Genomic DNA, 13,662 nt, shown 5'->3' on the forward strand with positions numbered 1-13,662 from the left:
TATCGGAAGTTCATCTATCAATCATGAGTTCTTTTTATTTGGTGGGGTAGTTGAGCCACGGACGATTAATTCTGTATCTAATAGGATTCGTTTCGCAATACCCGGGGAGTGGATACGTTCGTGTAAAAGATTGATGCCTGTTTCGCCCATTTCCTCTGTATAAGCTCTGACCGTTGAAAGGGGTGGCGTGATGTAGCGAGAAATTGATAAATCATTGATACCCATCACGCTGATCTGTTTAGGTACTTGGATCTGATGAGCATTCAATGTATGGATGATACCGATAGCAAAAGCATCATTTGCGGCTAAAATGGCAGTCGGTAGATCGTCTTGCCATTGTGCTAAGGCTTTTTCTGTCAGTGATTCACTCGTTTTGACGTCAAGAGAACTATTTTCTTTTACGAAAAAATATTTTTCGTCGAATAGCTGATGATGTTTCATCATATCGATATACGTATTAGTCGTTGGTGTTTTGTAGGTTCGATACCCGTAGAGATTGGCACTTTCTTCTGCACCGATATAGGCAATCTTTTTATGTCCTAAATCTAAGAGATGAGTAAGTGCGACTTCAGTGGCTTGACCAAAATCAGTATTGACACAGTCATAATCGTGAAAAGGAAAATTTGATCCGACGACGCATAGATTTGGCGCAGTAGTATTTAATTCATCAATTTTTTCTTGCGTGAATTTACCGATTGCTAAGATGCCATCGACTGCTTGGATTTGATGTTGTTCGTTTTGGGAAAAGTTAATGACGTGATAGCCAAGTTCTACTGCACGTTTTTCGGCAGCTAAACGAATGGACATGTAATAAATATCTTCCAGTTCTTCGTCACTCGTGCGCCAAGTAATCAAACCAAGGACACCTTTTTTTTTCAACAGTTCATTTGCTGAGTGGGAATTGCCATTTTTTTTTGCCTTCTTTTTATATTTAGTGTAGTTCAGCTTTTCAGCAATTTCGAAAACTTTACGTTTGGTTTCTTCTGTTGCTGAGAGTGTATCATCATAATTTAAAACGCGTGAAACAGTAGAAATCGATACGCCTGCTTCCTTTGCGATGTCGGTGATCGTCGCCATAAGCTACCTCCGGATAATAGACTTTATTAATTATAGTATAGGTAATTTCAGTAAAAAGGCAAGTAAAAATATTTATTTTTTACCAAAAAAAATGTTGACTTTTTACTAATTTTAGGTAAAATTTAGTAAAAGAAAACGATTTCATTAGGAGGGGAGCCAAATCAAACGATTTCTCTTCGGATTACAATTCATTTTTATCGTTAGTTTTTGTACAGGATGTCAAACAAATAGCCGACAACAAGAGAAGGCTTTTGAAAATCAAATCAAAGAAGAAATCCAGCAAAAGGCGCGTGTTTTTACTGAAAAAGAATATCAGTCAGCAGAGGTTCCATTGCATCAGTGGGTAAAAATCGAAGGAAAAATTATACGATCAGATGGTCAAGAACAAATAGAAAAAGGCGATCGCTTTATTCTGAGAAGTGGTTCCAGTGATTACCAAGTATTCAATGAACAAGCAGCATCAATCAATGTGGGCGATGAAGTGATCGTTTACGGAGAATATTATGGGTTTATCAAAGGATTTTTAATTGAAAGGGAGAATATACATGCAACAATTTCGTACAAAAAAACAATGGCAAGAAAATTTTCGCCAGTTAATGGCACCGTTACGTCCTTATTACAAAAATCAACCGGGTAAATTAAAACTAGGAACACATGGCACCGTCTATTCAGAGGCAACAAGAGAAGTTGAAGCATTTTTACGACCACTCTGGGGATTTGGTCCTTATCTGGTCGACGAAGATGATGCTGAATTAGCATCTGATTATCTGAAAGGAATCATTGCAGGGACTGATCCACAGAGTGATGAGTATTGGGGGACAGTAACAGACTATGACCAGTTGATTGTCGAGATGGCTTCAATAAGTACGACGTTACTTTTGAATCCTGAAAAAATCTGGGGACGTTTAACTTCGATGGAACAGACGAACTTGGCAGAATGGTTATTCACAGTGAATTCGCGTAAGATACCTAAAAATAATTGGTATTTTTTCCGTATTTTGGTGAATATCGCATTGAAAAAATGTGGCAAATCCTATTCACAGCAACAAATCGATCAAGATTTTGAAGTGATCGAGCATTTTTACAATGACAATGGTTGGTATTTTGATGGGGCAGATACGCAATATGATTACTACGTCTCATTTGCGATCCATTATTACAGCTTAGTATATGCCCATTTTATGGCAGAGGAAGATCCAGTCCGCACAAAACGGATCAAAGAGCGGGCCGTTCTTTTTGCTCAAACATTTAAATATTGGTTTGATGCTAATGGCGAAGCATTACCTTTTGGTCGTAGCTTGACATACCGCTTTGCCCAAGCGAGCTTTTTCAGTGCCTTGGTGTTCGCGGATGTGGAAGCACTCCCTTGGGGTGAGATCAAAGGGTTGCTTAGTCGTCATTTAGAAAACTGGATGGATAAAGAGATTTTCTCGACAGATGGGCTTCTAACTGTTGGATATCATTATCAAAATCTAGTGTTTGGAGAAGGGTATAACGGACCGGGTTCTCCTTATTGGGCAATGAAGAGTTTTCTCTTATTGGCTGTACCTGATGATCATCCCTATTGGCAAGCAGATATATGTCCACTACAAATTGAAGAAAAGACGCTAGCGTTGCCGGAAAGTAAAAATTTTTACCAATACAATCATTCATTGACGCATCTTCAAGCTTTCCCAGCTGGGCAGTTTGTCAATCAGCAAAGCTTCCCACATGCCAAATATAGTAAATTCGTCTATTCGACACGTTTCGGTTTCAGTGTCCCAAAATCTGATTATTGGTATTACGAAGGTGCTTACGACAGTACGTTAGCTTTGGCAAAAGATGGTCATTATTTCCGTCCGAAAGGGTTAGACCTAGATTTTTCTGTTCTACCTGATCGTATCATCCATGAATGGTCTCCGTGGGAAGACGTCAAAATCCGTTCGACGATCATTCCATTGGAAAACTGTCACGTCAGAGTCCATGAAATTGACACAACTGCTCCTATACAAGCACATGATGGAGGTTTTAGTGTCCCTCTCGAACAGACTTTGCCAAAAGCAGAGGCGTTAAGTATCGAAGCAAAAACAAGTATCGGAATTTCAAAGATCGAGGGCATCATCGGGTATGAAAAAGCGGATGTTGTGCGAACGGAACCAAATACGAATCTCTTTTACCCACGTACGATGTTACCTTTTGTCTCAGCTGAGATCTCCTCAGGCAAACACTTGCTTGTGTCCCTTGTTTCAGGGACTTTACCTGATGAAACAGTGATCCAGCCAGTTATTGAGCAAAAAGGACAAAAATTAATGATCCAACAAAAGAATCAAACGATCGAACTAACGATTAGATAATGGAGGTAGGAATGACACAATTTGATTGGTTGACACATGAAATTGATTTTGTAACTAATAAAGTCAAAAAAAATCTGACACTTTTTCAAGATACCGTACCACCTGCTGCGAGCGTAGACCTTGTCTACGTTCCAGAGGAAAACACGGATTGGACAGCTAGTTTTTGGATAGGGATGCTCTTCCTAGTAAAAGAACTGACGAATGACCAAGCGGTTGATGCAACGATCGAAAAACAATTGGCATCTTTTCGCCAACGCCTTGAAAATGACATTGCGCTTGAAACACATGATATCGGTTTTTTGTACACACTCTCAGCAGTAGCTGATTATCAAGTGAACCGGCGGGAATCTTCAAAAGAATTAGCAATTCAAGCAGCGGATCGGCTGATGAAGCGTTATGACGATAATACACAGATCATTCAAGCTTGGGGAGATTTAGAGGATGAGCACCAACGTGGGCGTATGATCATCGATTGTTTGATGAACTTACCACTTCTGTATTTTGCATCTAATATGACGGGAGAGAGTAGTTATAAAGAAGCTGCCTATGCCCATGCCAAACAAACACAACGTTACATCGTTCGTGATAATTTTACGACATACCATACGTATTATTTTGATCCGAAAACTGGCAAAGCAATCGGTGGTAAGACACAACAAGGGTTTTCAGATGATTCTTGTTGGGCGCGTGGGCAAGCATGGGGAATCTATGGTTTTACACTGAGTTATAATCATACAGGTGATTACACGTTTTTAGAAACAGCAAAAAAACTAGCTGACTATTTCATCGACTGCTTACCAGAAGACACTATCTGTTATTGGGATTTAGTATTTCATGATGGCAGTGGTGAAGAAAGAGACACTTCCGCTGCGGCAATCGCAGTGTGTGGTTTATTGGAACTGGCGAAGCAACTGCCATTAAGCGATCCGAAAAAAGAATATTATCAGACTGTTGCTATCGCAATTATGAAAACGTTATCAACTAATTATACAAGTGTGGATTCGCCACAATCGAACGGCTTGTTACTTGAAGGAGTCTATGACAAAAAATCAAATAAAGGAGTGAAGGAGTGCATGATCTGGGGGGATTACTACTATGTAGAAGCCCTGATAAGACTGAAAAAAGTTTGGTACAGTTACTGGTAAAAAACTAAGATGAAAGAAATGGAGGGAATTGGAATATGAAGTTTTGGAAAAAAAGTTTAGTTGCTGGATTACTTGTTAGTGGGGGGCTATGGTTGGGGGCCTGCGGAAATGAAAACCAAGCACAAGATCAAACGGATGGAATGGTGTTGACGGTCAGTACGTGGAATTATGATACTACGCCAGAATTTGACAAACTTTTTCGGGCATTTGAAAAGGAAAATCCAGGGGTAACGGTGAAACCAGTCGATATTGCTTCAGATGATTATGATACGAAATTGACCACGATGTTAGCCAGCGGAGATTCGACAGACGTGTTGACGATGAAAAATCTCTTGTCTTATTCAAATTATGCATTAAGAGATCAATTGGTGGATCTATCTTCACATATCAACGACTTAGACACGGCTCCTGCTGTAGAGACCTATGAGATGTATGACATTGATGGGAAAACGTATGCACAACCTTATCGTACCGATTTTTGGGTACTTTATTATAACAAAAAGTTATTTGATGAAGCAGGGTTACCTTATCCAGATAATTTGACTTGGGAAGAATACGAAGACTTGGCGAAAAAACTTTCAAAACCAGAAGAGCAAGTATACGGTGCTTACCAACATACTTGGCGCTCGACTGTCCAAGCGATTGCTGCTGCGCAAAATAATAAAAATCTGGTGGAGCCAGATTATGGATTTTTAGGTGCGTACTATGACCGTGTATTGCGGATGCAAGAAGACCAAGCACAGATGGACTTTGGTACAGCTAAATCAACGAATGTGACCTATCAATCTCAATTTGAAAACTCCAAGGCAGCCATGATGTACATGGGTTCTTGGTACATGGGCGCATTATTGACAAATATTGATGCTGGAACAACAGATGTGGAGTGGGGGATTTCTCAAATGCCACAAAATGAAAAAGGAAAGGAAATCCAAACATTTGGGTCACCAACAGCCTTTGCGATCAATAAGAACTCGAAACAACAAGAACTAGCGCAAAAGTTCCTTGATTTTTGTTCGGGTGAAGCGGGAGCTAAAGTGTTAGCAGAAGTAGGTGTAGTACCTTCTTATCGCACAGATGCGATCAATGAGTTGTACTTTAGCCGTAAGGGAATGCCAAATGACGAAGTCTCACAAACAGCTTTCACGCCAGAGAAGATCGCCATTGAGTTTCCAGTGGATGAAAACGGACCAGCTATCGATAAGATTTTACAAGAAGAACATGAACTGATTTTAGTAGGAGACGAAACACCAAAAGAAGCAGTTGGTAATATGGAAAAACGAGTAAAACAAGAAAGTGAATAAAAAGGTGTGAGACGATTTGTCTTGAAGGTGTAAGATTTCTTTCATTTTCATATCAAATAAATAAGGGGGATAAATGATTTTCCTCCGCTATCTTGTCAACTATATGCTGAAGGAGCTGTCTCTACGCCTTCAGTATATAGCTAACAGGAATACCTGTAATTGCCTTTAATGAAAGGGGGAGCGTTAAAAGAACCAATTGGTTTTTTTGACATCAAGCTATGGAAGTAACGAAGTCAGCTTCACGTAAATTAAAACGTAAAAATACGATGATTGCTTGGTCATTTATTGCGCCAAATTTTATTGGATTTTTGATTTTTACTTTAGTACCTGTTGTTTTTTCATTGATTTTAGCCTTTATGAAATGGGATTCCTTTAGTACACCCGAATTTGTTGGTATGCAAAATTTCACTCGCATGTTATCGGATGATACATTTTGGATCTCTCTTAAAAATACCTTTTTGTATACGATCGGTGTTGTTCCGTTGACATTGATTTGTTCATTGGGCTTGGCCATATTGTTGAATCAGAAAATAAGAGGAGTCAAATTTTTTCGGACGGCTTTTTTCTTTCCATATGTCACATCATTAGTGGCAATCGCAGTGGTGTGGAGCATGTTGTTCCATCCCACCATGGGACCGATCAACCAGTTTTTACGTATGGTTATCGAAAATCCCCCAGGTTGGTTGTCTAGTTCAGATTGGGCATTGACAGCGATCATTATCGTTAGTGTCTGGCGAGGGATGGGGTACTACATGATTTTATACTTAGCTGGCTTACAAGGGATCTCGAAAGAATTGTACGAAGCAGCTGCAATGGATGGTGCGAATAAATGGAAACAATTCATCCACATCACCGTGCCTGCATTGCGCCCAACAACCTTTTTTGTAACGATCATGTTGGTTATCAACTGCTTCAAGATTTTTGACCTTGTCCAAGTGATGACCGATGGAGGACCGGGGCGTGCGACTAATGTGTTAGTTTACCAAGTTTATAGTGAAGCGTTCGTAAAATTCAATTTCGGCTATGCTTCAGCGATCGCTATGGTCTTGTTTGTCATCGTCCTTGTGATTACAGTTATCCAGTTTAAATGGAATCAGATCCGAGAGAAAGTGTAAAGGAGGAGAACGGATGAATAATCGATCAGAAAAAAATTCATTTCATAAAATTTTAGTATTTACGTTACTTCTAATTTTTTCACTGCTCACTTTGATCCCTTTTATCTGGATGATCTCTGCCTCATTCAAAACGAACAATGATGTCTTTTCGGTTCCGATCCAATGGATACCTAAAACCTGGCATCCAGAAAACTATTCGGTCATTTGGACACGCATTCCATTATTGACCTTTTTCAAAAATACAGCCATTTTAAGTATCGTGATCACGTTGATCCAGTTATTTACATCAAGCTTTGCTGCTTATGGATTTTCCAAAATGCACTTTAAAGGAAGAAACCTCCTTTTTCTTGCATATATTGGTACGATCGCTGTTCCATGGCAATCTTATATGATCCCACAATTTATCATGATGAGACAATTAGGTTTATCAGATACGTTGCTTTCTTTGATTTTGCTACAAGCATTTAGTGCATTTGGGGTATTTTTATTGAAACAATACTATAGTAGTATTCCCGATTCACTTTGCGAAAGTGCAAGAATTGATGGATTATCCGAATGGGGCATCTATCGCAGGATCATCTTACCATTGACTAAACCAGCTTTGGCTAGTTTGACGATCATCACTTTTGTCAATACATGGAATGACTACATGGGACCTTTTATTTATCTGTCATCTACAGAAAATAAAACGATCCAATTAGGATTAAAAATGTTCGTCGGATTGTATGATACGGAATATGCCTTGATCATGGCAGCGTCTGTGTTGTCTGTTTTACCAGTTGCGATTGTCTTTTTAGCCATGCAAAAATATTTTGTTGAAGGTATTGCTTCTTCTGGGGTCAAAGGATAGAAAGGAAAGGCTATGTTTAAAAAGCAAACATTTGAAACGAATGTTTACATGAAGCTGTTTCGTTTAGCATATAGTTTTCTGGCGGGCAATCTATGCTTATTACTGGTGAATCTCCCATTTTTTTTAGTCGTAGTAACTACTGCGATCGATATCAGGAATAGCCTCATTTTCTTAGGAAGTCTGTTTTTTTTCTTACCTGCCGCCATGACAATTTTTGCCTGGTTTGTTGAGGGAATCCAAGAAAACGAAGTTCCAGTCAAAACTTTTTTTCAATTGTATCGCCGGGCATGGAAAAAAAGTATGTACTTAGGTGGTCCAGGATATCTTGTAATCGTGATCTCTTTTGTCGATATCCTGTTTTTCATGCACCAACCAATCGGAAAATGGCTCATTCCTTTCTTTTTCTTATTGATCATCTTAGCTATTAGTCTGATCGCGAATAACTTTTATCTCCAAGTAAGAAATCCAGAAATCTCCATACGAAAAATCTACCACGTCTCTTTCTATTATGTATTGAAAAAGTGGTACATTAGTTTATTGAATACTATTTTGGTGTTTCTTTTGCTGATCGTGATGGTCGTTAAGCCCCAATTTGGTTTCTTACTCACTCCCTGTTTATTTCTAGGCTTGATTTATTTGAACTGTAAGCAGACCTATCGACATTTAAGTCAAAATCAGTAGACGCTAAAGAATAAAAAATTTGAAAAACAACCAGCCCCCAAAAGTGAGACCAAAAATCTAACTTTTGGGGGCTAATCATTTTGAATAATATTCATTTTGAATAATATTCATTGATCAGTGCCACGAAGATATAGGGGAAAGTTCAATAGATACTAGAATCGAAAGCTTTTTCCAACCAATAGCCATAGGACAAGTGGTATCAGGAACAGCCCGCTTGCAGTCATGATCCAATCAATTGAGATGACATCTGCTAATGGACCTAAAATCAACATCGTAGCCGGTGAAGCAATACTGATTGCCATTGTTACTAAACTCATGACACGCCCCATATGGGCATGATCGGTTTTTGCTTGGAAGAATGAAACCATAGCAGTTCGTGAGATGGGCACAACAAAACCAATTGCTACCATCATGGCGAAATACAGCCAGAAATTTGATGTCAGACCTAACAAAATAAAAGGGATGACCAACAATGAATAGCCTAAAGCAATCGTTTTGATTTTATTTTTGAAACCTCCCCAAGTACTCATCACAGATCCTCCAACTAACATCCCAGCAGCAAAACCAATCTCAATGGCTGATAGCTGCCATAGTCCGTCATGAAAATTACGAGTGATTTGTAAAGGCGCTAAATTTGCAGCAGGTGTAGAAAATATACTGCCCATAAAACCAACAAGGATCAGTGCGAGCAGGATTTTATGAGTACGGAGGTATTTGATACCTGAGTTTATTTCGGATAACACGTTTATTTTATTTGTTTCTTGAGATTTCATTGGGGAAACTGTTACTCGAAAAAACAGCATAGTCACACCGATAACCGCTGTCACAAAGTCGATCATCAATATCATCTCTAAAGGTAAAACTGTCAGTAATGTTGCTGCTAATGCAGGACTTGCAAGCATCATCACAGCTTGGATCGTTTGATCAATGCCGTTGATCCGTACTAAGTGCTTTTCTTTGGCAATTTGTGGAATGAGCGAAGAGACAGCAGGCGTTTGAAATCCTTGACCTACAGAGCGAATGAATATCAGTCCCAATAATAAGAAAAGATTATGCTCCATTTCTTTGTTTATCATCAATAAAATCGCCATGAACAAAGAAGCAAGTGCAACGCAGCTATCAGATAAAATAGCGATTTTTTTTCGGTCGTAATGATCAGCAAGTGCTCCTGCAAAAGGCATGACCAGCACCATTGGTAAGATGCCAATAGCGTTCATCAAACCAACCATCGTTCCTGATTGGGTTGATAATGTGACATGCCAAATAATAGCATACTGTACCAACATCGTTCCGATCATTGAGATGGCTTGCGATGTTAGTAAGTATGCTATGTTCGTTTTCCAATTCTTTTCATCATAAATAATTTTTGACATTTGTATTCTCTCCCTTTTGATATAAATTATGTGCTTAACAATTTATATGCCCAAAAGGGTTTTTCGGAGAATGTGTCCTAATTGCTGTCACGAATTTATCATATCTAAAAAAATTTGTAAAGAACAAATAGGAGGGAAGTACTCATGCAAACGATTATGATACTAAAAAGATCTTTTATTAGGAATGTAATAAATAACAATGTAAAAATGATAGGATGAGTTGCGTAATAAATTGATCTAAGAGATAGTAGTGAAATTGAATCCTTAAATATAAAGATGAATCAACCGCATTGATTTTGGATTTTCCAAAAATGAGCAACTATTAAATAACGATTTATTTTGATGGAGAAGTAGCTGATAAATTGTTTAGAGGATGTTTCTCAGTTTTTCGTTTTTTGATTGTCTTTGACGTATCTATTAAATAGAGAAGCGAAACTTTATTTTTGAAAGGAAAAGAGGGAGAGATGAGAAAACGAACAAACAACTTTTAATGGGTATAGTAGTGCTGATCAGTTTGGTAATGATTGGAATCGGCGGGAAAGTATACATGGATAACAGGGAAGAAAGAAAAGCGCAAGAATTGTTAGCAGTCGAGAAGCAATCGGTCCAAGTATTAAAAAATACATTTGCGGATATTGCAGAAGTTAAATTTGAACGTTCTGCTAAAAATGAAATGACAGGTTCATACACCCTATTTGTAACAATCAAAAATAAAAAAGGGGAACGTGACTCATTTTCTTTTTCTTTTTGGAAAGAGAGAAATGAAATTGGTTCATATATTATCAATAATGTAAATGTTCAAAAAGAAGGGATCACAAAAGAACCGATCCATATCGTATTCTCAAATAATATGGAGGGTAAACTATGACATTTAGTGATAAAGAATATCAAGAATTTAGTGATAAAGTATATCGGTTAGATCAAAATGATGATAAGAAATATGATTCAGATATGACAGAGGGAACTATTTTTAAAATAGATAAAAAATATAAAATTTTAAAGATTCAAGAGAACTTTGGTTCAGATGGCACCTAAGCTATGGCAGTCGCTCCGTTGGATGAAAAAGGGAACGTTGATACTTCCCAAGTAGTGATTTCTTATGCAGGAACAAATATATAAGATATTAAGGATATTGAAAATGAATAAACGAATGAAAAGGCAAATATTAATAGGTATCACAGTAATAATCAGTTTGGTAATAATCAGTTTGGTAATAATCATAATTGGAGGGAAAGCATACATAAATAAGAGAGAAGAAACAAAAGTACAAGAATTGTTAGCAGTAGAGAAACAATCGGTGCAAGTATTAAAAAATACATTTGCGGATATTGGAGAAGTGAAATTTGAAAAAACAGGATATAACAGTGTGACAGTTTCATACAGAAAGGTAGTGACTATGAAAAATTCAAAAGGACAATCCGTCTATTTTGATTTTGGATTTGGAAATCATAGTCAAGAAGTTGATGATTATGGAATTGTAGATAGACATGTACAAATTGAAGGGATAACCTATACCCAAGTAAAAGTAACTTATTCCAACGGTCAGGAGGAAGAGGGATGATTTTGGTAAAATAGTAGTTTGGTGTATTGGCGATAGTCTAAAAGCGAGAGGGATACGAATGAATAAACAACTGTTAATAGGCATCACAGCAATAATCAGTTTGATAATGATCGGAATCGGAGGGAAAGTATACATGGATAAGAGAGAAGAAAGAAAAGTGCAAGAATTATTAATCGCAGAAAGAGAATCGGTCCAAGCTTTGAAGAATATATTTGCGGATATTTTAGAGGTGAAAATGGAAGATGCAGGATATGACAATGTTTCCATGACGGGGGCTTATGGCATGCGCGTTACTCTAACAAATACTAAAGGCCAGTCTGTTTGTTTTTCCTATAGTTTTGGAAACCATAGTCGTGAAATTGGTAGCTATGGAGTTATAGATAGAACAGTACAAGTAAAAGGAATTACTAAAAATAAAGTAAAAGTGATTCATTCCAATGGTAAGGTGGATTATGTATGATAATTACAGATAAAAACTATAATCAAATAAGTGAGCAGGTATACTGGCTAGATCCTAAACATCCTAGATATAATATTGATTTAAAGGAATGGATCATTCAAAATTTCGGTGGGGCTGAATTCAAAATACTAAAACTCCGTGAAAACTCGAAAACAGATGGCATGCAAGCTATGGCAGTCGCTCCGCTGGATGAAAAAGGGAATGTTGATACTTCCCAAGTAGTGATTTCTTATGCAGGAACAAATACATCAGATTTTAAGGATATAGAAACAGATATACGAACGATCGGTGGTTTTTTTGATAAAACAGTTAGTCCGGGTTTTTCTATGACACCTAGTCAAGCACGTGTTTCAGGGCAATTGACGTCAGCAACTGAGTTTGCGAAAGAGGTAAAGAATGAGTATAAAGATGCCGAAATTTCTACAACGGGACATTCATTAGGACAGTATCTAGCCTTGTATGTCGCAGCTGAAAACCAATGGAAAAATGTTGGGTTCAATGGACCAGATCCTTACGAACTATTATCTCCAGAAGCAAAAAAATGGATAAAGGAAAATCCGGGGATGTTGACGAATTATCGTAATCGTGGGGATGAATTGCTTGGCAATCTCATGGGAGATGGAACAGGCGCAGAAATAAAAATAAGCATGGAAATGGGGTTAATGAATCCGTTTGATTATCATGGTTTAGATATTTGGAGGTTTGATAAATACGGAAATCTGATCATTCCAGAGAACGACTATAATACGAAAGCAAGTATACAACAGGAAAAACATAAAGCAATGAGTGATTTTTCAAGTCATTTGGGTACGTTGAAAAAATGGCGTGAGAAGTTTACTGCGAGTGGAGGACATTTATCAGCGAATGAGCGAATTTATTTGAATCATAGTCAAACAAAGGTAGTTGTAGAAACAATGGGACGAAAAACTAAAAGTGCAATGGAAGAAGTCATTCGAATCAATCAGAGTAGTATTGAACGAATCGAAATGAATTGGGCAGAAGAGGTACGAAGAGCGGAACATGCTGCACCTTCTTTAAGTGCTTGGGAAGTAAAAGAAACATTGGCATCTGTTGGCGTGACATGGGAAACACACGTAATGACGCCAAAGGAAAAATGTCAACAAAGAATCCAAAAAGCCAGACGAAAAGGCGAACGCTATGACGAATTGGCGAAAGAAATCAAAAATAAAATCGATGATTTAGTCGCACGAGATCAAGAATTAGCCAATCAACTAAAGGGATGAGGGAAGAAAATGACGATTGAAGAGTTGCAAGCAGACTATCAGAGAAAACGAATCAAACTAGAAGAAGAGGAAGACTTGTTGCGATATTTCAACCGAAAAGGAGAAGAAGTAGTTGAACAATCTGAACAACTGTTAAGGCGAAGTCTAAATGGTTTAGCCCGTGATAACGAACCGTTGATGAGAGCAAGGAAACAATATCAAATTGCAGAAGAGAAATATAAGACAGCATTAAATTCAGAACGACGTCAGTTACATCAACGATTCGATGATTTAGAACGAGAGTATCAAGCGGCTTATCGAAAGTTAAGTCAGTGATAAAAGAGCAATCATTACATAAAAACATACCAACATGTCGTTGAATCGGAACAATCGCACGTATCTTCTGATTGAGGGGAAATCATACCTTTTTACGAGTACAATAAACAGCTAAAAGTTAATTCTGCTTTACTCAATGAAAGTGGAGTTTTGAAATTCGAATTTTCTATATTTGGCAATTTTCTCATATAGATTAGTCTATAAAAA

14 protein-coding genes and 1 pseudogene are annotated in these 13,662 nt (G+C 37.8%); 13 read left to right on the forward strand and 2 right to left on the reverse strand.

Going from position 1 to position 13,662, the window contains the following annotated elements; genetic code table 11:
* Positions 1 to 21: 21 nt before the first annotated feature.
* Positions 22 to 1,077 carry a LacI family DNA-binding transcriptional regulator gene (locus IGJ00_RS05180; RefSeq protein ID WP_066025597.1) on the reverse strand — a complete coding sequence of 352 codons (1,056 nt, stop codon included), beginning with the start codon at positions 1,075 to 1,077 and terminating at the stop codon, positions 22 to 24.
* A 331-nt stretch (positions 1,078 to 1,408) separates the two neighbouring features.
* On the opposite strand from IGJ00_RS05180, the gene IGJ00_RS05185 reads away from it, so the two are divergent.
* From IGJ00_RS05185 to IGJ00_RS05215, 7 genes are all read left to right on the forward strand, one after another.
* A complete protein-coding gene (locus IGJ00_RS05185) occupies positions 1,409 to 1,714 on the forward strand; it encodes a hypothetical protein (protein WP_181265011.1) in 306 nt (101 codons plus the stop codon).
* Complete coding sequence (locus tag IGJ00_RS05190) at positions 1,623 to 3,410, forward strand: DUF2264 domain-containing protein (RefSeq protein WP_142433610.1); 1,788 nt, start codon at positions 1,623 to 1,625, stop codon at positions 3,408 to 3,410. Before IGJ00_RS05185 ends, IGJ00_RS05190 begins: the two co-directional genes overlap by 92 nt.
* Before the next feature lie 11 nt (positions 3,411 to 3,421).
* The gene (locus tag IGJ00_RS05195) at positions 3,422 to 4,555 is read left to right on the forward strand and encodes a glycoside hydrolase family 88 protein (RefSeq protein ID WP_142433609.1); all 1,134 of its coding nucleotides are present in this window, start codon (positions 3,422 to 3,424) and stop codon (positions 4,553 to 4,555) included.
* 35 nt (positions 4,556 to 4,590) lie between these two features.
* The gene (locus IGJ00_RS05200; RefSeq protein ID WP_074801828.1) at positions 4,591 to 5,856 is read left to right on the forward strand and encodes an ABC transporter substrate-binding protein; all 1,266 of its coding nucleotides are present in this window, start codon (positions 4,591 to 4,593) and stop codon (positions 5,854 to 5,856) included.
* 218 nt (positions 5,857 to 6,074) lie between these two features.
* Positions 6,075 to 6,971, forward strand: coding sequence for a carbohydrate ABC transporter permease (locus IGJ00_RS05205; protein ID WP_074801831.1), 897 nt, complete (start codon positions 6,075 to 6,077; stop codon positions 6,969 to 6,971).
* A gap of 13 nt (positions 6,972 to 6,984) precedes the next feature.
* On the forward strand, positions 6,985 to 7,821 hold the full coding sequence (locus tag IGJ00_RS05210) for a carbohydrate ABC transporter permease (protein ID WP_074801835.1): 837 nt from the start codon (positions 6,985 to 6,987) through the stop codon (positions 7,819 to 7,821).
* A gap of 12 nt (positions 7,822 to 7,833) precedes the next feature.
* A complete protein-coding gene (locus IGJ00_RS05215) occupies positions 7,834 to 8,502 on the forward strand; it encodes a DUF624 domain-containing protein (protein ID WP_071868031.1) in 669 nt (222 codons plus the stop codon).
* A 152-nt stretch (positions 8,503 to 8,654) separates the two neighbouring features.
* Here IGJ00_RS05215 and IGJ00_RS05220 read toward each other — a convergent pair whose 3' ends face one another.
* Positions 8,655 to 9,875, reverse strand: a complete 1,221-nt coding sequence (locus tag IGJ00_RS05220; RefSeq protein WP_086334473.1) for an MFS transporter — start codon at positions 9,873 to 9,875, stop codon at positions 8,655 to 8,657.
* A gap of 490 nt (positions 9,876 to 10,365) precedes the next feature.
* On the opposite strand from IGJ00_RS05220, the gene IGJ00_RS05225 reads away from it, so the two are divergent.
* From IGJ00_RS05225 to IGJ00_RS05250, 6 genes and pseudogenes are all read left to right on the forward strand, one after another.
* A complete protein-coding gene (locus IGJ00_RS05225) occupies positions 10,366 to 10,743 on the forward strand; it encodes a hypothetical protein (protein WP_071868029.1) in 378 nt (125 codons plus the stop codon).
* Positions 10,740 to 10,988, forward strand: a pseudogene (locus IGJ00_RS05230) (lipase); the annotation flags it as partial. The gene IGJ00_RS05225 and the pseudogene IGJ00_RS05230, both read left to right, overlap by 4 nt.
* Before the next feature lie 25 nt (positions 10,989 to 11,013).
* The gene (locus IGJ00_RS05235) at positions 11,014 to 11,436 is read left to right on the forward strand and encodes a hypothetical protein (protein WP_074801841.1); all 423 of its coding nucleotides are present in this window, start codon (positions 11,014 to 11,016) and stop codon (positions 11,434 to 11,436) included.
* Between the two features lie 58 nt (positions 11,437 to 11,494).
* Positions 11,495 to 11,896: a hypothetical protein gene (locus tag IGJ00_RS05240; RefSeq protein ID WP_074801843.1), complete on the forward strand. Its 402-nt coding sequence runs from the start codon at positions 11,495 to 11,497 to the stop codon at positions 11,894 to 11,896.
* Positions 11,893 to 13,140 (forward strand): lipase, encoded by a 1,248-nt coding sequence (locus IGJ00_RS05245; protein WP_074801846.1) that lies wholly within the window; start codon positions 11,893 to 11,895, stop codon positions 13,138 to 13,140. The genes IGJ00_RS05240 and IGJ00_RS05245 overlap by 4 nt, the downstream gene beginning before the upstream one ends.
* A 9-nt stretch (positions 13,141 to 13,149) precedes the next feature.
* Complete coding sequence (locus tag IGJ00_RS05250; protein WP_074801849.1) at positions 13,150 to 13,455, forward strand: hypothetical protein; 306 nt, start codon at positions 13,150 to 13,152, stop codon at positions 13,453 to 13,455.
* The last annotated feature ends 207 nt before the right edge of the window (positions 13,456 to 13,662 follow it).

It is taken from the genome of Enterococcus sp. AZ062, from assembly GCF_051715065.1.
In the GTDB taxonomy this organism is placed as follows: domain Bacteria; phylum Bacillota; class Bacilli; order Lactobacillales; family Enterococcaceae; genus Enterococcus_B; species Enterococcus_B mundtii.

Bases quoted from the DNA above. Each gene is read 5' to 3' on its own strand.
- IGJ00_RS05180 (WP_066025597.1), bottom strand. From the start codon at position 1,077: ATGGCGACGATCACCGACATCGCAAAGGAAGCAGGCGTATCGATTTCT.
- IGJ00_RS05190 (WP_142433610.1), top strand. From the start codon at position 1,623: ATGCAACAATTTCGTACAAAAAAACAATGGCAAGAAAATTTTCGCCAG.
- IGJ00_RS05195 (WP_142433609.1), top strand. From the start codon at position 3,422: ATGACACAATTTGATTGGTTGACACATGAAATTGATTTTGTAACTAAT.
- IGJ00_RS05200 (WP_074801828.1), top strand. From the start codon at position 4,591: ATGAAGTTTTGGAAAAAAAGTTTAGTTGCTGGATTACTTGTTAGTGGG.
- IGJ00_RS05205 (WP_074801831.1), top strand. From the start codon at position 6,075: ATGGAAGTAACGAAGTCAGCTTCACGTAAATTAAAACGTAAAAATACG.
- IGJ00_RS05210 (WP_074801835.1), top strand. From the start codon at position 6,985: ATGAATAATCGATCAGAAAAAAATTCATTTCATAAAATTTTAGTATTT.
- IGJ00_RS05215 (WP_071868031.1), top strand. From the start codon at position 7,834: ATGTTTAAAAAGCAAACATTTGAAACGAATGTTTACATGAAGCTGTTT.
- IGJ00_RS05220 (WP_086334473.1), bottom strand. From the start codon at position 9,875: ATGTCAAAAATTATTTATGATGAAAAGAATTGGAAAACGAACATAGCA.
- IGJ00_RS05225 (WP_071868029.1), top strand. From the start codon at position 10,366: ATGGGTATAGTAGTGCTGATCAGTTTGGTAATGATTGGAATCGGCGGG.
- IGJ00_RS05235 (WP_074801841.1), top strand. From the start codon at position 11,014: ATGAATAAACGAATGAAAAGGCAAATATTAATAGGTATCACAGTAATA.
- IGJ00_RS05240 (WP_074801843.1), top strand. From the start codon at position 11,495: ATGAATAAACAACTGTTAATAGGCATCACAGCAATAATCAGTTTGATA.
- IGJ00_RS05245 (WP_074801846.1), top strand. From the start codon at position 11,893: ATGATAATTACAGATAAAAACTATAATCAAATAAGTGAGCAGGTATAC.
- IGJ00_RS05250 (WP_074801849.1), top strand. From the start codon at position 13,150: ATGACGATTGAAGAGTTGCAAGCAGACTATCAGAGAAAACGAATCAAA.